General features: G+C 73.6%; 12 protein-coding genes and 1 pseudogene. 3 read left to right on the top strand and 10 right to left on the bottom strand.

The features are described 5' to 3' along the window. Positions 1–138 precede the first annotated feature (138 nt). Positions 139–1,008 (top strand): NlpC/P60 family protein, encoded by an 870-nt coding sequence (locus JK361_RS36635; RefSeq protein ID WP_201826700.1) that lies wholly within the window; start codon positions 139–141, stop codon positions 1,006–1,008. Between the two features lie 93 nt (positions 1,009–1,101). Here JK361_RS36635 and helR read toward each other — a convergent pair whose 3' ends face one another. Together helR and JK361_RS36625 are read right to left on the bottom strand one after the other, a co-directional pair. Beyond that, complete coding sequence (gene helR / locus JK361_RS36630) at positions 1,102–3,252, bottom strand: RNA polymerase recycling motor ATPase HelR (protein ID WP_201826698.1); 2,151 nt, start codon at positions 3,250–3,252, stop codon at positions 1,102–1,104. A gap of 309 nt (positions 3,253–3,561) precedes the next feature. Further along, positions 3,562–4,071 carry a glycosyltransferase gene (locus JK361_RS36625; RefSeq protein ID WP_372448775.1) on the bottom strand — a complete coding sequence of 170 codons (510 nt, stop codon included), beginning with the start codon at positions 4,069–4,071 and terminating at the stop codon, positions 3,562–3,564. A gap of 436 nt (positions 4,072–4,507) precedes the next feature. On the opposite strand from JK361_RS36625, the gene JK361_RS36620 reads away from it, so the two are divergent. Further along, entirely contained in the window at positions 4,508–6,850 is a 2,343-nt protein-coding gene (locus JK361_RS36620) for an FUSC family protein (RefSeq protein ID WP_201826696.1), read from the top strand. A gap of 209 nt (positions 6,851–7,059) precedes the next feature. Here the strand turns inward: JK361_RS36620 and rox are convergent, their stop codons facing one another. The 5 genes from rox to JK361_RS36595 all read right to left on the bottom strand — a co-directional run bounded on the left by rox (position 7,060) and on the right by JK361_RS36595 (position 14,422). Further along, a complete protein-coding gene (gene rox, locus JK361_RS36615) occupies positions 7,060–8,487 on the bottom strand; it encodes a rifampin monooxygenase (RefSeq protein ID WP_201826722.1) in 1,428 nt (475 codons plus the stop codon). 272 nt (positions 8,488–8,759) lie between these two features. After that, on the bottom strand, positions 8,760–10,019 hold the full coding sequence (locus JK361_RS36610; RefSeq protein ID WP_201826695.1) for an MFS transporter: 1,260 nt from the start codon (positions 10,017–10,019) through the stop codon (positions 8,760–8,762). 75 nt (positions 10,020–10,094) lie between these two features. Continuing rightward, positions 10,095–10,898, bottom strand: a complete 804-nt coding sequence (locus tag JK361_RS36605; RefSeq protein ID WP_201826693.1) for a GntR family transcriptional regulator — start codon at positions 10,896–10,898, stop codon at positions 10,095–10,097. 148 nt (positions 10,899–11,046) lie between these two features. Continuing rightward, complete coding sequence (locus JK361_RS36600) at positions 11,047–13,833, bottom strand: SpoIIE family protein phosphatase (protein WP_201826691.1); 2,787 nt, start codon at positions 13,831–13,833, stop codon at positions 11,047–11,049. Between the two features lie 214 nt (positions 13,834–14,047). Next, positions 14,048–14,422, bottom strand: a complete 375-nt coding sequence (locus JK361_RS36595; RefSeq protein ID WP_201826689.1) for a type 1 glutamine amidotransferase family protein — start codon at positions 14,420–14,422, stop codon at positions 14,048–14,050. A gap of 74 nt (positions 14,423–14,496) precedes the next feature. Between JK361_RS36595 and JK361_RS42765 the strand changes: the two are divergent. Beyond that, positions 14,497–14,793: pseudogene (locus JK361_RS42765) on the top strand (hotdog fold domain-containing protein); the annotation flags it as partial. A gap of 138 nt (positions 14,794–14,931) precedes the next feature. Here the strand turns inward: JK361_RS42765 and JK361_RS36585 are convergent. The 3 genes from JK361_RS36585 to JK361_RS36575 are packed head-to-tail and all read right to left on the bottom strand — an operon-like array spanning position 14,932 to position 18,892. After that, on the bottom strand, positions 14,932–16,788 hold the full coding sequence (locus JK361_RS36585) for a GMC family oxidoreductase N-terminal domain-containing protein (protein ID WP_307787417.1): 1,857 nt from the start codon (positions 16,786–16,788) through the stop codon (positions 14,932–14,934). Next, positions 16,785–18,179, bottom strand: coding sequence for a tocopherol cyclase family protein (locus JK361_RS36580; RefSeq protein WP_201826685.1), 1,395 nt, complete (start codon positions 18,177–18,179; stop codon positions 16,785–16,787). The genes JK361_RS36585 and JK361_RS36580 overlap by 4 nt, the downstream gene beginning before the upstream one ends. Continuing rightward, complete coding sequence (locus JK361_RS36575) at positions 18,176–18,892, bottom strand: FadR/GntR family transcriptional regulator (RefSeq protein WP_201826683.1); 717 nt, start codon at positions 18,890–18,892, stop codon at positions 18,176–18,178. The genes JK361_RS36580 and JK361_RS36575 overlap by 4 nt, the downstream gene beginning before the upstream one ends. Positions 18,893–18,985: the final 93 nt, after the last annotated feature.

Here is an 18,985-nt window from a genome sequence, read left to right as displayed (position 1 = left end):
GGGGTTTCCCGGGCGTTTCCCGTTGCCCGGCGAAGAGGGCCCCGTTCCGTCCGGGCCCGGGACACCGCGGCCGGGCAGGCTGTGACCGCACCACTTCACCGCGACCCGACGACCAGACCAGAAAACGGGGGTTCCGTCATGCTCCGGCGAACCGGCGCCATCGGCACACTCATCGCGCTTCTCACCGCTCTGTTCCTCGCCACACCCGCGACACCCGCGACGGCCACCGGCCCGTTCGCCCGGCCGGCGGACGGCAGTTGCGGCGTCCTCGCCCCGGGCGCCACCGCGGCGGCCGAACGGGCCGTCGACGCCGCCTGCGGGCAGGTCGCCGCCGGCGTCTGGTACACCTGGGGCGGCGGCCACGGCCCCCGGCCCGGGCCCACCTACGGCAAGGTGGACTCGAGCGACCCCGCCAGCGAACACGACCCCGAACGCCTCGGCTTCGACTGCTCCGGCCTGGTCCGCTACGCCTACGCCCAGGCCACCGGAGCCGACATCCTCAACGGTGACGCGAGCGCCCAGTACTACACCCACCGCACCGCCGACCGCTTCACCGCGGCCGACGGCCTCACCCCGCTGCGCCCCGGCGACCTGCTCGCCTACGGCACCTCGGCGGACCTGCACCACATCGCCCTGTACCTGGGCGCGGGAAAGATGGTGGAGGCCCGGCAGTCCGGCACCAAGCTGATGGTCAGTGACGTACGCCTCGGCGGGGACTACTTCGGAGCCGTGCGCGTCGACACCGCAGCCGTCGAAGGCCCCGTCTTCCGCACCTGGGGCACCGGCGTCTGGACCAAGGCCCAGCCCTCCGTCAGGGCCGCCCGCGTCTACGCCTTCCCCGGCCCGACGACCGTGCGGATCGCCTGCCAGAAGCACGCCGAGGTCGTCACCGCCGAGGGCTACACCAACGACGCCTGGTCCTACCTCCCCGACTACCGCGCCTGGGTCACCAACATCTACGTCCAGGGCCCGGCCTGGCTGGACGGCGTACCGGCCTGCGCGCCCTGAGCCGGGACACGCCCGGCGCACCGCCGGCCGGCCCGTCAGATCCCCGGCCGGGAGACGGTGCGCCGCCTGCCCGCCTCCGTGGGCGTCCGGGTGTCAGGTGTTCCGGAGGATGACGAGCTGCCGGGTCGCCCGGGTCATCGCGACGTAGCGGTCCACCGCTCCCTCGACGCCTTCGCCGAACTTCTCCGGGTCGACCAGCACGACCAGGTCGAATTCGAGTCCCTTCGCCAGCTCCGGGGGCAACGACCGGACACGAGGCGTCTTTCGGAACATGGGATCGCCGATGACACACGCGACTCCGTCGGCGTGAGCGCCGAGCCAGGCGTCGAGGACAGGATGCAGATCGGAGGCAGGGCCGTGCACGACGGGAACGCCGCCGGCGCGGATGGACGCAGGTACGTTGGCGTCCGGCAGCACGGCCCGGATGACCGGCTCGGCCTCCGCCATGATCTCCGCCGGCGTCCGGTAGTTGACGCTCAGGGAGGCCAGGCCGACCCGGCCGAACCCGACCCGTCCGAGGCGTTCCTCCCACGACTCCGTGAACCCGTGCCGGGCCTGGGCGCGGTCCCCCACGATGGTGAAGCTCCTGGACGGGCAGCGGAGCAGCAGCATCTGCCACTCCGCGTCGGTCAGTTCCTGGGCCTCGTCCACGACGATGTGCGCGAACGGCCCGGCGAGCAGGTCCGGTTCGACGCCGGCCAGCTCGGACTCGTCGACCAGGTTGCGCTGGAAGTCCTCCCGGCGCAGCTGCGTCACGAGGCCCTCACCGTCGTCGTCGGCCTGGATCAGGGCGTCGACGACCTGCGCCATGCGCTCGCGCTGGGCGGTGAGGACGGCCTCCTGGCGGCGTTTGCGCCGGGCCGCCTCCGGGTCGCCGAGCCGCTGCCGTGCCGCGTCCAGGAGCGGCAGGTCGGACACCGTCCACGCCTGGGCGTCCGCACGCTGCAACAGCCGGACGTCGTCGCGGCCGAGCCAGGGCGCACACAGCCGCAGATAGGCGGGTACCGACCACAGGTCTCCCACCAGGTCGGCGGCCTCCAGCAGCGGCCAGGCCCGGTTGAAGGCCGTCAGCAGCTCCCGGTTCCGCAGCAGCGACCTGCGCAGCAGCTCGGGTGAGACATCGCCGTCGTGCTTGTCCGTAAGGATCGTGAGCAGCTCCTCCAGGACCTGGTCGCGCGCCTCGTTGTGCGGGGTGCCGGGTTCGGCCGCCTCGAACGCCACGGCCCAGTCGTCGGCGCTCAGCCGGATGTCGGACCAGTGGGTGGTGACCGTCATGCCCTCGGTGGGCGGCTCCTCGTAGAACCTGACGGCCGTCTCGATGGCCTTGACCATCTCCGCGGACGACTTCAGACGGGCCACGTCCGGGTCGGTCTCGACCGCCGCTTCGGCACCCTCGGCGACGAGGTCCCGCAGGATGCAGGTCTGCACGCCCTCCTCCCCGAGGCTGGGGAGGACATCGGCGACGTAGGCCAGGTACGGCCGGTGCGGACCGACGAACAGCACGCCGCCCCGGCGGTGACCGAGCCTGGGGTCGGAGTGGAGCAGGTAGGCGGAGCGGTGCAGGGCGACCACGGTCTTCCCCGTGCCCGGCCCGCCGTCCACGACGAGGGCGCCGCGGGACCCCGCCCGGATGATGGCGTCCTGGTCGGCCTGGATGGTGCCGAGCACGTCCCGCATCCGCGGTGAACGGTTGCCGCCCAGGCTGGCGATGAACGCGGACTGGTCGTCGAGCGCGGCATGCCCGACCAGTCCGTCGGCGGTGAACACCTCGTCCCAGTAGTCACTGATCCGGCCGCTCGTCCAGCGGTACCTGCGGCGGCTCGCCAGACCCATCGGGTTGGCGTGGGTGGCCCCGAAGAACGGCTCGGCCGCGGGCGAGCGCCAGTCGACCAGCAGCCGGCGGCCGGCGCTGTCCGTGAGACCGAGCCGGCCGACGTACACGGGCTCGGGACCGTCCTCGGTGACCATGCGTCCGAGGCACAGGTCCAGACCGAAGCGGCGCAGGGTGCGCAGCCGGGCGGTCAGCCGGTGGATCTCCGCGTCCCGGTCCATCGCCTGCCGGCCCTTGCCGCCGGGCGCCCTGCGCTCGGCGGCAAGACGGCCGGAGAGTTCGGCGATCGACTGCTCCAGACACTCCGCGATGGCCGCGAGGTGCCTCTCGTCGTCGGCGATCAGCGTGGGGTCGGCCTTCGAGGAGAGGCGGTCGGGGAGGTCGAACGCGCTGGTGGTCAGGGAATGGTTCACGTCTCTGGCTCCAATGAGGCCGATGGTGCTTCGCGAATCTCGTGTTCCGGCCCCGGCCCGACGCGAGCGGGCGGTGCGTGCGGATGCGGGAGTGCGCGCTCGGACGGGTGGTGCATGCGGGCGGGGGACAGGCGTACACGGGTGGTGCACGCGGACAGGGGATACGCGTACGAGGGCGGTGCATGCGGGCGGGGGACACGCGTACGCGGGTGGTGCAAGCGGGCGGGGGACACGCGTACGCGGGTGGTGCATGCGGACACGGGGATACGCGCGTGCGCGGGTGGTTCACGCGGACATGTGCGGGCCTTCTCAGCTGCCGCTGTCGAGCAGCAGCCGCGCGGCCACCGACGCCCCGTCGGCGCGGACCCGGCCGGCCACGGCGGTCGCCCGTGCGCGGGTCTCGGGGGCCAGGGCATCCCGAAGGGCGGCGGACAGGGAGGCGAAGGTGGGGGTGGGCCCGTCGTGCGCCACACCGACGCCCAGCTCGGCCACCGACAGCGCGCCCGCGGCGGCGGGCAGCACGCCCGTCGCCACCAGCACGTCGCAGCCCTCGGCCGCCGGGGGGACCGCGTCCAGCTGACCGGCGATCAGTTCGGCCGCGCGCCGGGGCAGGGACGAGGGCGGTGGCGCCGCGTTCGTCAGCGCGCGCGCCGACGGGCCGACCGGCACCAGCGGCACGCCGACAGCGGCCAACCGCTGCGCGAAGACCTCGTCCGGCGGCGCGCACACCCGCACCTCCGCGCCGAGTTCCCGCAACCGCGCCGCAAGCCCCGCCAGCGGTTCGACGTCCCCGCGCGACCCATACGTCGACAACAGCACACGCACTTCGTACATCCCCCATTTTCGCTGCTTCCTGGCCTAGGCCGATGATTCTGCGGTACGACGGGGGCCTTGCCGCAAGCCCCCCGGTGCGCTATAAGTTGAGAGTGGCAAGGAGTGGGTGACCTCCTTGCCTTTCGTTTTTTCGCCCCCGGCCCACCGGAGTCTCCGGCTCGTGCGGAGACCGGGTGACGGCCGCGCGGGGGCGACGTGGCGGCCACGACGGCGAGCGCGGCGGGCGGCGTAGTCCTTCGCGGCTCGGATGCCGCCGACGACCAGGCCGAGCCGAACAGGGCGGATCGTGGCCGAGCCGAGCCGCTCGGGGGTGGCCGAGCCGAGCCGCTCGGGGCGTGGCCGCCGCCGTCGACGACGAGCCGGCCCCGGCGAACCGGTGATCAGAAATGCCGGATGCCGTGGGGTAGGTGATTCTGAAGAGATGCGGGGTGTTCCAGGTGCTCGGCTGCCGACGGCCTACGCCGCCTCTGGCCGACGTGCGCTGCGTGTGACCCTTGTCGCCGGAGGGTGCTTCTACTTCTTCCGGTACGGCCTCGACAATCCCGTGGCGGCGATCTACGCGCTGTTCACCGTGGTGGCGCTGGGCGGGCTCTCCAGGATCCCCGGTACCGGGCGGCAGCAGGCGGCGGTGATACTGCGCCTGCTGCCGGTGTGCTGGGTGCTGGTGACCGTGGGCACCTATCTGTCGGTGCGGACCTGGAGCGCGGCACTCGGGATGCTGGTGGTCGGCTTCACGCTGGCCTTCTCCGCCGTGGGCGGCCCACGCCCGGCCGGCGCGGCCCCCGGCCTTCAACTCCTCTACATGCTGCCGTCCTTCCCGCCGTACGATCCCGGCTCGCTCGGTGACCGGCTGATCGGTACGACCACGGGAGCGGTCCTGTTCGTGGTCGCCGAGGCGCTGCTCTTCCGCGAGCCCGCCCCGCTCTCGTACCGGGAGCGGGCCGCCCGGGCCGCCCTGGCCGCAGAGCACTGGGCGGCCGGCCTCGCGGTGTCCTCCTGCGCCCTGACGGACGCGGACGTCCAGGAGGCCCGGGCGGCGGTCCAGGCGCTGCGGCCCCTCAACGTGCCGGACGCGGAACGCCCGGCGGGGCCCGGGGTACGCGACCGCGCCCTCGCCCACACCGGTCTGGCCATCCGGACCCTGCTCAGCAGACTCGTCCAGTTGCCCGCCGCGCCGGGGCGGGAGGCGACACCCGCCACGCCCGCCGAGCCGGGCCGGGAGGCCGCGCCCGCCGTGCCCGCCGCGCCGAGGCGGGAAGCGACGTCCGGCAGGCCGGCACCCGACGTACCGGCCGGGCCGGGGCAGCAGGCGGAACCCGGCGTCACCGCCGTACTGCACGCTGTGGCGAGCCTGGCCGCCGCGACCGCGGCCTGTCTGCGGACGGGAGCGCCCCCCGTGGCGGAGCAGAGGGCGCTCACCGGGGCACGCGCCCGTCTGTCCGACATGTCCGCGGGCCCTCCTCCCACGGCCCTCACCTCCCTTCCGCCCCAGGAGGAAGCGGATGCGCCCGCCGCTCCTCTTCCGCCCGCCGTCCTGCGCCGCCACGCGGCCGTGCTGGAGATCGCCGACGCGGCGCTGGCGATGGGCGCGGCCGCCGATCTGGCGGTGCGCGGCCGGCACGCCACGGTGGAGCTGCCGGTGGGCCACTTCTGGTACGCCAGGAACCGGGCCCCCGTCCTGTGGTGGCACCGGATGCACGGCCACGCCGGGCGCAGGTCGGTGTTCTTCCAGAACGCGGTGCGCATGGCCCTGGCCCTGGCCGCGGCCAGGCTCGTGGCCGGGGTGGACACCCTGCCGCACGGGTTCTGGGCCACGCTGGCCACCCTCACCCTCACCCGCACCACACTGGGCGCGACATGGAGCACCATCCGTGTGGCGCTCGCCGGCACGCTGGCCGGGGCCCTGGTGAGCGGCGGAATACTGATCTTCGTGGGTTCCGGCACCGCCGTCTACGCCGTCCTGCTGCCGTTGCTGATGCTGTTCTCCTTCACGGTGGGACCGGTCAAGGGCATGGGCTGGGCACAGGGACTGTTCACCGTGACCGTGGCACTGGTCTTCGCGCAGCTGGCGCAGCCGACGTGGCGGCTGGCGGAGGTGAGGATCCTCGACGTGCTGGTCGGCAGTGCGATCGGCGCCGTCTTCGGTGTGCTGGCCTGGCCCCGGGGTGCCCATGACGAGATGCGCCGTGCGGGGGCGGAACTCCTGCGCAGGGCGGCGGAGATCGTGGTCGCGACCAGCGCCTCGGTGGCGGGCGGCGCGGCGTCGCCCGCCCCGTCGGGAGTGCCGGGCCGCCGGTCGCTGCAACGTGCCGTCATCCTCGCGGAGTCCGCCTACGCACAGTTGCAGAGCGAGCCCCCGCCCCTCGGGGGGCGGGGGCGCAGGGCGGGGCCGCCTCCCGTGGTGGACTGGCAGGCGACGCTGATCACCGGGCATCACGCCCTGTGGGGCTCCGCCCGGATGCTGGAGCCGCCGGTCACCGAGCTGGGTCCCGCGGCGGCCGAGTCGGCGGGCACTCTGGGGGAGCGGGTGGCGGGGCGGATGCTGCTGGTCTCGGCGGCACTGGATCCGGGAGAGGACACGCCGGTCACGTCGATACCGCTGATCGATCCCGCCCGGGCGGCCTTCTCCGTCGAGCCGCCCGGCGCGCCGCGACAGTACTACGCGGCCGTGGCCTGGCTGGGCTCGCTCATGACCGACCTGACACGCATCGCGCACGGCGATCGCGCCCCCGGGGCCGGCGCGGCAGGAGCCGACGGGCGGTGACCACCCGCTCATCCGGCGGCGGTGCCGAACCACGGGCTCATCCGGCGGCGGTGCCGGATCACCCGCTCAGCCGGGGGCGGTGCCGAACCACGGGCTCATCCGGCGGCGGTGCCGGATCACCCGCTCAGTCGGCGGCGGTGCCGAACCACGGGCTCATCCGGCGGCGGTGCCGGACCACCCACCCAGCCGGGGGCGGTGCGAACCACGGCTCAGTCGGCGGCGGTGCCGAACCACTCGGGCAGCCGGCCCAGCAGCTCCTGCTGGTCGTCGCCGGCCCACGCCACATGGCCGTCCGGCCGCAGCAGCACCGCGGGCGCCTGCAGCTCCTCGCTGACGTCGACGACGTGGTCGACGCGGTCCGCCCAGCCCCGTACCGACAGCCGGCCGGTCTGGTCGAGCAGCAGCCCGCGTCCGCCGTGCATCAGCTCGTAGAGGCGACCCCCCTTCAGCTGAAGGTCGCGCAGCCGCCGGCCGAGCAGTTCATGGCCCTCGCCGAAGTCGTAGCGGACCCCGACCGCGGTGATCAGCCCGGTGACGTACCGGTTCACCTCCTCGAAGTCCATCAGCTCCGAGAACAGGGTCCGCAGCGCGGTCGCACCCGGATCGGACCCCAGCAACGCCATCTGCGCGCGGGTGTTCTCCAGCACGCGCGCGGCCACCGGGTGCCGTTCGGCGTGGTAGCTGTCGAGCAGCCCCTCCGGCGCCCAGCCGTTCACCGCTGCGGCCAGCTTCCAGCCGAGGTTGAACGCGTCCTGAACGCCGAGGTTCAGCCCCTGCCCACCGGTCGGCGGGTGGATGTGCGCCGCGTCGCCGGCCAGCAGCACCCGGCCGACCCGGTAGCGCTCGGCCTGCCGGGTGGCGTCGCCGAACCGGGAGAGCCAGCGCGGCGAGTGCGCGCCGAAGTCGGTGCCGGCGAAGGCCCGCAGCCGCCGCTTGAACTCCTCGAGGGTCGGCGCGACCGCACGGTCCTCGGCCACGCCGTCGGCGGGTACGACGAGGCGGTACCTCCCGTTCCCGAGGGGCGAGGCGCCGAACCGGAGCTGGGTCTTGCGCACCTCCTCGACGGCAGCGGCGACCACCGCCGGATCCTCGGTCAGCTCCATGTCGCCCAGCAGCGTCTCCACCGTGGCCGGTTCACCGGGGAAAGCCACGCCGATCCGCTTGCGCACCGTGCTGCGGCCACCGTCGCAGCCGACGAGATAACGCGAGCGCAGGCGCGTGCCGTCCGCCAGCTCGACGGTCACCCCGTCCTCGTCCTGGCTCAGCCCGGTCACTTCGCAGCCGCGCCGGATCTCGGCGCCGAGTTCGCGAGCACGCTCGTCGAGGAGCCGTTCGGTGACCGGCTGCGGCGTGGCGAGACCGTACGGGTGAGCCGTGTCCAGCTGATCCGGCCACGGCTTCTGGATACCGCCGAAGAGGCCGCCGACCTGGAACTTCTCGCTGACCGCCAGGAACCGGTCCAGGAGGCCGCGCTGGTCCATCACCTCGACGCTGCGCGTGTGCAGGCCCTGTCCGCGGGACTCCCCGGTCGGCTCGGTCAGCCTCTCCAGCACGACCACCTGCACGTCGTGCAGCCGCAACTCGGCGGCCAGCATCAAGCCGGTCGGTCCGCCGCCGACCACGATCACGTCCATCATCACAACGCCCATTTCCGAGCCCCGCACGTCGACGAAGCACAGGTTGCTCCGTGAATCCCTGATTTCCGCAGGTTCTGGCTACGACCGGAGATTTTGCAGCAGCTCCCGGGCCTTGCCGCAAGGCCCCCCGTGCGCTATACGTTGAGAGTGGCAAGGAGCGGCGACCTCCTTGCCTTTGCTGTGTGTGCCGCACCCTTGCCGGGCGCCGGGCCCGGCCCCGACGGTGCCGCGGGCGGGCAGCCGGCGCCGCGGCACGCCCGGTCCGGTGGACCTCAGCGGGCGAACTCGGGGTCCCGGTCCGCGGGCAGGGAGTGCAGGGTCCGCAGCGGTGACAGGAAGGTGGGGAGGGCGCTCAGCGTCATGCCTACGGCACCGACCCACAGGGTGGCCGTCGCCCCGAACGCGGAACCCGAGACTCCGCCCAGCAGACCGCCCAGCGGAATGCCACCCCAGGACACGAACCGAGCCGTCGCGCTCACCCGGCCCAGCAGCCGATCCGGTGTGAGCGCCTGCTGGAGGCTCGACTGGGCCACGACGCGGACCACTCCCCCCAGGGAGAGAGCCGCGAGTCCGCACGCGGCCACGTACCCGCTCCAGCCCGGTCGTGCCAACGGCATCAGGGCGGTCAGCGGACAGGTGACCAGGGACGCCAGCCAGATGACCGGGCCGTGCCCGATGCGGGCCGAGACCCTCTTCGCCAGCAGCGCGCCCAGCAGGGCACCGCACCCCATTCCCGACAGGACGAGGCCGACGCCGAAGGGCTGGAGGCCGAGTTTCCGCTCCAGGAAGACCAGCAGCATGGTCTGGTACATGACCAGGAAGAGGTTGAATATCGCATCCCCCGCCATGACGGCACGCAGGGCGGGGTGCCCGAGGACGAACCCGAGTCCCTCCCTGATCTCCCGGCCCAGCCGTGGGTGTCCACTCGGCTCAGGCCGCTGTTCGCGTGTGCGGATGGTGAGCGCGAGCAGACCCGACATGGCCATCCCGGCCGCACTCGCCAGGAGCGTCGCGGGGGCTCCCACCAGGCCGGCCATCGGCCCTGCCACCGTCGGCCCGCTGATACTGGTCACCGAACGTATCGCCGAGAGTTTCGCGTTCCCCTCCATCAGACGTTCGCGACCCACCAGGTGAGGGAGGAAGCTGACGTAGGAGACGTCGAAGAAGACGGTCAGCACGCCGTGGACCAGGGCGACCGCGTAGAGCCACCAGATGGTCAGCAGGTCTGCCCACCACGCCACCGGTATCGTCGACAGGACCAGCGCGCGCACCAGATCGGCGCTGATCATCACCGATCGCTTCCGCACGCGGTCCACCCACGCGCCGGCCGGCAACCCGACCAGGAGCGAACCCGCCGTGGTCATCGCGGCCAGTAATCCGACCCGGAACTCGTCGGCGTCCAATGCCTCGATGGCCACCAGAGGCAACGCCAGGAAGATGATGCGATCGCCCAGCTGGCCGAGCGCCGTGGCAGCGAACAGACGCCCGAAGTCCGGGTCGTGCAGGAGTCCGGGCCGGGACGTTTTCGACATGCGTGTCTCCTACTGCCGGTCTCGAAAAGCGCTTGAGTGAATGCGAGAAGCGCTACGGGCGGTCGACGAGGAGCCCTACGGGCGGTCGACCCCGAATTCGTAGACCACTTCCCGCAGTGCGTCCGGGATGACCATGTCCGCGGTTTCCACCGGACGTCCGTCCGTGTCGTAGATGGTCCGCTCGATCTGGAGCACCAGGTCCCCCGGGCTGATCCCCAGGAGGTTCGCCTGGGCCGGGGTGGCGCGAGCCGGACGCGGCATCTCGACCACGGTCTCGACGACCACGCCGATGGAGCGCATGCGCTCGACCACGCCCTTGCCCGCCAGGGGGCCCATCTCGGGCAGCACGACCGGAGTCCCGTCCGTGACGGCCATCGGCTCCCAGGATTCGGAGAGCTGGACGGGCCGGCCCCCGGCGAGGAACTCGTAGTGCGTGGTGACGCAGGGATCGCCGGGGCTGATGGCCAGCCGTTCGGCGATCGCCTCGGGGGCGGGGACCCGCACCTGGCTGTGCGTGTCCCAGGCGTCGGCCCTGCCCCGCTCCGTCACGGCGCCGGCCCGGCCCTGCTCCGGGGCGGCGCCGGTCCTGTCCCGCGCCGCCCCAAAGCGGGAGACGCCATGGCGTTCGCGGTGTCGCGAGCGGACCAGGCGCAGACGCTCGCGCGGTACCCGCACATAGGTACCCGAGCCGGCGCGTCCTTCGAGGAGACCGTCGCCGATCAGACGGTCCATGGCCCGCTGCACGACGTTGCGCCCGACTCCGTACTCCTCGGCGAGCCGCGCCCGGGACGGCAGACGCTCGCCGATCTCCCACTCTCCCGCGACGATCCGGGCGCGCAGCACGTCGGCCACTGCAAGGTAAGGCGCCTCGCGGGGCATGGGCGATCCTCCGGTGGTCTGCTGCCCTCGACCTGGTGTTTCCAGGGGGCGTTGGCAAGTTACTGCACCGGGAGAAAGCTGCTGGAGTAGAAATACGCTCGGCGCTCCCGCGTCCGACCGGGCCGGGCCGCGAGGGCGGTGACGGCCGTCAGAGACCCATGACGTCGAACAGGACCGCCGGGTCCGGTTCCGTGGCGCGGTCCAGGCTCTGCTCGGCCCAGATGACCTTGCCCCGCGCCACGTAGCGGGTTCCCCACAGGTCCGCGAACTGGGAGACGAGGAACAGACCGCGGCCTCCCTCGTCCGTGGTGGCCGCCTGCCGCAGCCGGGGCGAGGTGTTGCTGCCGTCCGACACCTCGCAGACCAGGGTGCGGCCCAGCAGCAGCCTGACCCGCACCGGCGGCGTGCCGTAGCGGAGCGCGTTGGTGAGCAGCTCGCTGAGGATCAGCTCCGTCGCGAACGACATCTCCTCCAGTCCCCAGCCCGCCAGCCGCCGGCTCACCTCGCCGCGTACCCGGGACACGGCCGTGACGTCGAACGGCACGTCCCAGGTCGCGACGCACGAGGGGGCGAGCAACCGGGTGCGGGCCACCAGCAGCGCCACGTCGTCACTGGGGTGCTCCGGCAGCATCGTCTCCACGAGGGCGCGGCAGGTCTCCTCCGGCGTCCGGTCCGCCTGGGCGATGGTCGAGGAGAGCAGCTCGATGCCCTCGTCGATGTCCCGTCCGCGGCTCTCGATCAGACCGTCGGTGAACAGGACGAGGCGGCTGCCCTCCGGCAGGTCCAGCTCGCCGGCCTCGAAGGGATGGCCGCCCACGCCCAGGGGCGGCGCCAGGGGCAGGTCGGGGAAGACCACCCTGCCCTCGGGGTCGACCACGGCGGGGGCGAGGTGCCCGGCGCGGGAGAGGGTGCAGTGCCCGCAGACCGGATCGTAGATGACGTAGAGGCAGGTGGCGCCGGTGAGCGGCACCCGGTCGTCGTCGGCGGTCGCGGCCTGGGTGTCCAGCCGCGTCACCATCTCGTCGAGGTGCCCGAGCAGCTCGTCCGGGGTCAGGTCCAGTGAGGAGAAGTTCAGCACCGCCGTGCGCAGCCGTCCCATGGTGGCCGCGGCCTGCATCCCGTGCCCGACGATGTCCCCGACGACGAGTGCCACCCGGAACCCGGGCAGCGGAATGACGTCGAACCAGTCGCCGCCCACCCCGGACTGCGCCGGAAGATACCGTGAGGCGATCTCCAGCACATCCTGTTCCGGGAGGCCCAGCGGCAGCAGATTGCGCTGAAGCGTCACCGCCATCTCGTGCTCGCGGGAGTACCGGCGCGCGTTGTCGATCGCCACGGCGGCCCGGGCCACCAGCTCCTCGGCCACGGCGACGTCCTCCTCCTCGAACCGGGGGGAGTCCGCACCGCGCCAGAAGTTGACCATGCCGAGGACCACCCCCCGGGCCCGGACCGGCACCGACATCATCGAGTGGATGCCGTAGCGGAGCGCCTCCTGCGCCCCCTCGGGGTCCTGCGCGCGCCAGTCCTGGGCGGTGTGCAGGTCCGGCACCAGGACGGCCTTGCCGCGGCGCAGGGCGGCCACCATCGGGGTGTCCGCCATCACGAACCGGATCACATCACCCACCGGTTGCAGGGGATGCCCGGCCCGCGCCGCGCGCACCGCGGTGCGCCGCATGGCCCGCACCGCGCCCGTGGGCTCCTCACCGCGCAGCACGGCGTCGAGCAGTTCCACGGTGACCACGTCGGCCATCCGGGGGACCGCCACCTCGGTCAGCTCCTCGGCCGTACGCCGTACGTCGAGGGTGGTGCCGATCCGCACGCCCGCCTCGTACAGGAACGACAGCCGGCCCCGCGCCAGCTCGGCCTGCCCGGACAGGGCCTTCAGCTCGGTGGTGTCACGGAAGGTGGCGACCAGACCCTGGGCGCCGCCGTACGGGGCGATGGGCCGGACGTTCATCGCCAGCAGCCGGTCCCCGGCCGGGACGACCTCGTCGGACACGGCCTCGCCCGCCACCAGCAGGCGCGTCGGTCTCGGCCCCAGGCCGAGATCCCGCACACAGCGCCGGCCGGCGTCCTCGGTGAGGTCCAGCAGCCGGCGCGCCTCGTCGTTGGCGAGCAGGACGCGCCCGTCGCCGCCGACGATCAGCACTCCTTCGCGCACCGCGTGCAGTACGGCGTCGTGGTGCTCGTACATCCGCGTCATCTCGACCGGGCCGAGTCCGTGGGTCTGCCGCAGCAGACGGCGGCTGACCAGTGCCGCGCCGCCCGTCGCCAGGACGAGTGCCCCCGCCGCGGCGCCGAGCAGCAACGGCAGCTGCCGGTTCAGCACCTCGCCGACGTTGGCGTACTCGATGCCTGCGGTGACCATGCCGATCACGCGCCGGCTCGCATCGGTCACGGGGACGACCGCGCGGACCGCGTCGGCCGGCCGGCCGTGAAACGTCTCGGTGAACGTCTCCCCGGTGGTGGCGGGTCCGACACCCTGGGCCTTCGTGCCGATCAAGGTGGGGTCGGGGTCGGTGAGCCGGATCCCGTGTCGGTCCAGAACGGTGACGAAGTCGACCCCGGACCCCTTCTGCACCTGGTCCGCCTGCTGTTGCAGCCGCGCCGTGGGATTCGGGGACGCGAGCGCGAGCGCCGTACCGGGGGCATGGGCGAACGCCTCGGCCACGGCCAGGGAACGGTCCATGGCACTGCGCTCGGCGTCGTACCGTCCCTGCACCACCAGGGCGGCCGCGCCCACCGCGACCAGCAGCAGCATGATCAGCGCCTGGAACAGGAACACCTGCGCGGCCAGGGTGCGGACGCTCAGGGACGCCGTCAGGCGGCGTCCGCGTAGCGGCCAGGGCCTTCGGCTACGGGACGGCTCGGAGGACCACCGTGTGCCGGGCGGCGGCGCCGCTCTCGCCCATGGGCGGCGGGAACGTCCGCTCATCTCCCTTTTCTAGCACTGGAACTCCACCCCAGGCGACTGGTATGCCCGCTGATGGTGGCATTGCGTAATCCATGTGCCGGTATGAACGCTGATGATGGTATTGCGGCCAACGGGTGCGTCGGGCGGGAGCATGCGTCGGTGCGTCGGTGCGTCGGTGCGTCGGTGCGTCGGTGCGTCGGTGCGTCGGTGCGTCGGTGTGACGGTGTGACGGCGCTCAGTGGCGCCGGAGGGCGCCGGCGGTCTCCCCCGTGCGCTCGCGGAGCAGGATGCGCAGCGTGTCGGCGTGCTCGTGGCCGACCTTGCGGGTGATCGCGGGGTCGCTCTGCGCGAGCGCCGCGGAGATCGTGTACGCCGCCTGGGAGGGGCGCTCGTCGACGACCAGGTAGCGGGCGACCGGATCGGCCAAGGCCGGACTCGTCATCCGCACGATCGCCGGCGCCAGGTCGACGTGCCCGAACGCCGCGCCGGCCGTCGTCACGCCGTCGCAGGTGGTGACCATGCGGGTCTCGTCCATCGTGACCGCCGGGTAGCGCTTGCGGAAGTAGGGCGCGAGCCACCAGCTCGTGGTGGCGCGCCGCCCGGCGAGCACACCCCCGAGGTGGCGGTGGAGGAGGGGCCGGCCGTCTTCACGGGCGAGCCCCGGGAGCGCACCTGTTCAACCCCATGGGCACGGTCCACGGCGGTTACCTGGCCACCCTCCTCGACTCGGTCCTCGGCACCGTCGTGCTGGCCGCCCTCCTCGACTCGGTCCTCGGCACCGTCGTGCTGGCCGCCCTCCTCGACTCGGTCCTCGGCACCGTCGTGCTGGCCGCCCTCCTCGACTCGGTCCTCGGCACCGTCGTGCTGGCCGCCCTGCCGGCCGGCCGCGCCTGCACCACCGTCCGGCTCGGTGTGAACCACGTCAGGCCGGTGCCGGCCACCACACCGACGCTGCGCCGCGAGGGCCGGCCCGTGCACGTCGGCCGCACGACGGCGACCGCCGAAGCCCGGATCGCCCGGGCGGCCGACCGTAGCTGTACGCCCACGGAACGGCCACCCGCGCCGTGTTCGCGCTCCCCGACGCGGCCCGACGTCCTCGCCCCTCCCGACGGGCCCCTCTCACCCGGCCCGCGCCACGAAGCGCCCCGCGACGGCCAGGGCCGCGGCCATGATGCTCAGCTGTGGGTTCACCTCCGGACAGCTCGGCAGCACGGAGCCGTCGGCGATCAGCACACCGTGCACGCCGCGCAGCCGCCCCTCCGGGTCGGCCGGTGCCTGTTGCGGGTCGCCGCCTGCCGCCGCCGTGCCCGTGGGGTGGAACGCGGAGACGTGGAGGTCGCGCACGCTCACCGTGTCGAGCAACGCCTCCAGTTGGGCGAGGTTGCGGGCACGCGGGACACGGGGGACGCCGGTCAGCACCTCCTCCGCGCCGGCGGCGAACAGCAGCCGTCCCATGGCCCGCTGGGCCCGCAGCAGCCGGCCCGCGTCGCGCGCCGCGAGGCCGTAGCGCGGCAGCGGGCGGTCGCGGCCGAGGACACGGCCCGACGGGCGGTCGGCGATCATGGCGCCGAGGGTCGCCAGCCGCTCCGTCCGCTCCAGCTCGCCGCGCAGCTCGCGGCCGACACCCGGCAGCACGAAGGAACTCATGCCCGGCGGTGCCGCGGTGGCCTCGATCAGGATGCCGTCGGCCCGCAGGTGCTCCACCCCGACGCTCTGCAATACGCCCCGCGAACCGGTGACCGGGTGGCTGAAGCGGCCCGCGACGCTGATGGCGGGGTGCACGCTGAGGTTGCGGCCGAGCCGGGGATGTCCGCCCAGACCGGAGCGGCGCAGCAGCGGCGGGGTGTGGAGCGCCCCGGCGGCGACGACGACCAAGGGGCTCAGGATCTCCAGTTCGCTGCCGTCCGGGCGGCGGGCCAGTACCCCGGCGGCCCGTGGCCCGGCCGGACCGTCGCGGTCGGTCAGGATCCGCCGTACGCGCGCGTGGGTCACGATACGGGCGCCGGCCGCGCAGGCGGCGGGGAGCACGGACAGCTGGACGCTCTGTTTGGCGCCGGTCGGGCAGCCGACGACGCACTGGCAGGAGCCCCTGCATCCGGGCGCGTTGCGCCGCAGCGGCGCGGCGGTCCAGCCGAGGGCCTCCGCCCCGGCCAGCGCGAGCAGCCCGTTGCCGCCGATGACGTCCAGCGGCTGCCGTGCCACCCGCAGCGTGCGCTCGACCTCGTCGAGGTGGGCGCCGAAGCCCTCGGCGGCGGCGAATCCGTGCCGGCCCAGCCAGCGGGCCACGACCTGGTCCGGTGTGCGGTAACACGTACCGGAGTTGACGACGGTGGTACCGCCGACGGCCCGGCCCACGGGCAGGACCAGCGGGGGGTTTCCCACGGCGATGGTCGCGCCGCCGTCCCGGTACAGGTCCAGGAAGCGGTCGAGCGGAGCCCGCTGCCCGAACGACGCGGTGGAGTGATGGGCCCCCTCTTCGACGACGACGACGCTCAGGCCCGCCTCGGCCAGCGTCCGGGCGGCCATGGCACCGCCGGCCCCCGACCCGACGACGACCGCGTCGGCGGTGGACCGCGTGGGCCAGTCGCGGGAGGGCGTGCAGTCGAGCGGCGGGTCCTCGGGGGCGGACACCGCGGGCGTCGGGGAACGGTGCAGCATCCGTTCGGTGCCGGCAGCCAGCAGGAGCGGCACCTTCACGGCGTCCAGGAGCGGTAGCAGGGCCCGGCGTGCGGCGAGCGACGCCATCACGTGCTCCCGTTCCACCGGGCCGAGCGCCAACAGGCGCCGGCCCGTGCGGGCGACGGCGTAGGCGTCGATCGCGGCAGCGGCGCCGTGGACCGCCGCGCGCGCCGGAGCCGGCATGGCGTCGAGCAGGGCCGTGACGCGCCGGGGCACGGCCCGGGTCCAGTCGGCCGTTCCGTCGTCGGCGAGGAGAGCGGCGGCAAGTCCGTCCAGGGAACGGGGGGTTCGGCTCACCGGTCGCCGACCTCCGCGTGCGCGGTGCCCGACAGCCGCCAGGTCGCCTCCGGCCGCCATCGGCCCCACCAGCGTTCCAGGCGCACCTCCGCGTCCGCCCTCTCGCTGTTGCGGCACACCGCGCGGGAACCGTCCGGATCGGTGTAGTCGAGGGCGAGTGTCGCTCCCGGTGGCTGGGTCACCGTGACGTGGATGCGACGCAGTCCCGCCCGGCCCCGGACCCGCCATGTCGGAAGGCCGATGTCCGCCCGGAACCGGCCGAAGCCCGCCCAGCCCACGGCCGTCCGCTCTGCCCGCCCGGGCCAGACGCGGCCGTTGCGGTACAGGCGCAGGAACACCAGCGGCGGCAGCCGGTCGAGTCCGCGCCGCATCGACACCGCGGCGACGATCTCCAGGACGTCGCCGCCGCCCAGATCGGCGTGCAGCCAGGCCCACCGGCGGGCGTTGCCGTGGCCGTAGATGCGGGCGCTCGCCCCGGGCGCGTCCGTGATCCGCAGCTCGCCGCCGCCGTGGCGGACGGACCCGCTGTAGCGGGCACGGGCGGCCGGCAGCATGTGCGAGGCCGGCAGCCAGGGGCGCCGCCACGACCAGCGCGGGAAGGTGTGCAGCGGCGGGCTCTGGAACCGCTCGGTGAGCGCCCATGCGAACGGCCCGGCCGCGCCGGTGAGACGGCCGGACGTGACACGGGTGTCCCCGGCGCTGAAGCCGTGTGCCGGGCCGGTCCAGGGGGCGGGCCCGAAGCGGGCGTGCTCGGGCGGGCCGTCCGCCGGGAACACGGCGACCCAGCCGTGTGCGTAGGCGGGTTCGCCGTCGCGCGGCGCGACCACCTCGTGGTGCAGCCAGAGGCCGGTGCCGGTCGCCGGATCGGTCAGGGTGGTGTACCAGACCTCCGTCCGGCCCGGGGTGCCGTCCCAGCGCGGCGCCAGGTGCCGGCCGGCGGAGGGCTCGGGCGTCCGCGGGAACCGGAACCCGGCGAGGAAGGGCAGCAGGCCGGTGGCGAGGGGGAAGCGCAGAGTGCCCTCACCGACGCGCTCACCGTCCTCGCAGATCGTGTACGGCAGTACGGTCATCGAGGACAGCGGGCGTTTGTACGACACCGACTTCCAGCCGTCCAGCAGCAGACGCCGGCCCCCCAGGCTGAAGCGGAGCCGGTAGCGGATCCTGCGGCGGGCCAGTGGTGAGATCTCCAACTCGCCCTCGGCTTCCGGGTCGTCGGCCCGCCCGGCTATCCGGACGCGTCCCGTCAGCCGTGCCCGGGTCGTGCGGTGCGGCAGCATCAGGCTGTCCGCGCGGGCCAGGAGGTCCAGCCGCACCGGGCGGTCGGCCGTCTCGCCGGCCAGGCGGATCCGGCCCAGCATCGTCTCCCGGAACAGCGTTCCGCGTGCGGTCACCGGGCATCCCCCCGACGCCCGCCGGAACGCGCGAGCCCTTCGAGCATCAGCCGTTCCGTGGTCGACAGGTAGTCGCCCGCGGCGGTGCGCGCGGCTTCCCGGTCGCCGGCCGCGACGGCCTCGACGACCGGCGCCAGTCGGTCGTGCGCGGTCCGGGCGTCCTCGAAGGGGCCGGCCAGTGCGGCGCGCACCGGCAGGTAGGCGTTGAACAAGGTGTTCGTCAACAGCACGTACACCCGGTTCCCCGTGGCGCGGGCCAGGGCCCGGTGGACCTCGGCGTCCGCCAGCTGTGCCGGGTCGCCGCCGTCCGCCTCCAACACGGCGGCAAGCAGCCGGCGCAACTCGCCGACATGCGCCGGTGTGGCGCAGGCCGCGGCACGCTCCGCGATCAACGCACCGATGCTGCGGCGGACTTCGAAGATCTCCCCGATCCAGTCCGGGCTGTGCCGCACCAGCATGGGGAGCAGATCGGCCCCGCCCAGGCGCAGGAAGTCCCGTACCCGCGTGCCGACTCCGTGGCGCGTCTCCAGCAGACCGGACTGCGCGAGCCTGCCGAAGGCGTGCTTGAGCGTGGTGCGGGTGACCCCGAACCCGTCGGCGAGTTCGCGTTCGGGCGGCAGATAGCTTCCGGCGGGATGGCGTCCGGCGAGGATGTCCTCGCGCAGCTTCCTCTCCAGCACGTCGACGATCGTCTCGCGTGGCAGTGCTTCCATCCCGGCCTCCGACTCGACTCAGTGGTTCAGTGGCTGAGCCACTCAACCAATAGGGTTCCGCGGAGTCAATAACCGTGGCGGAACATGCCGTTG

Source organism: Streptomyces musisoli (assembly GCF_016741855.1).
Lineage (GTDB): Bacteria > Actinomycetota > Actinomycetes > Streptomycetales > Streptomycetaceae > Streptomyces > Streptomyces musisoli.
This window is presented reverse-complemented; position numbering and strand designations above follow the sequence as displayed.

Bases quoted from the DNA above. Each gene is read 5' to 3' on its own strand.
- JK361_RS36605 (WP_201826693.1), bottom strand. From the start codon at position 10,898: ATGCCCCGCGAGGCGCCTTACCTTGCAGTGGCCGACGTGCTGCGCGCC.
- JK361_RS36635 (WP_201826700.1), top strand. From the start codon at position 139: ATGCTCCGGCGAACCGGCGCCATCGGCACACTCATCGCGCTTCTCACC.
- JK361_RS36600 (WP_201826691.1), bottom strand. From the start codon at position 13,833: ATGAGCGGACGTTCCCGCCGCCCATGGGCGAGAGCGGCGCCGCCGCCC.
- JK361_RS36610 (WP_201826695.1), bottom strand. From the start codon at position 10,019: ATGTCGAAAACGTCCCGGCCCGGACTCCTGCACGACCCGGACTTCGGG.
- JK361_RS36620 (WP_201826696.1), top strand. From the start codon at position 4,508: ATGCGGGGTGTTCCAGGTGCTCGGCTGCCGACGGCCTACGCCGCCTCT.
- rox (WP_201826722.1), bottom strand. From the start codon at position 8,487: ATGATGGACGTGATCGTGGTCGGCGGCGGACCGACCGGCTTGATGCTG.
- JK361_RS36575 (WP_201826683.1), bottom strand. From the start codon at position 18,892: ATGGAAGCACTGCCACGCGAGACGATCGTCGACGTGCTGGAGAGGAAG.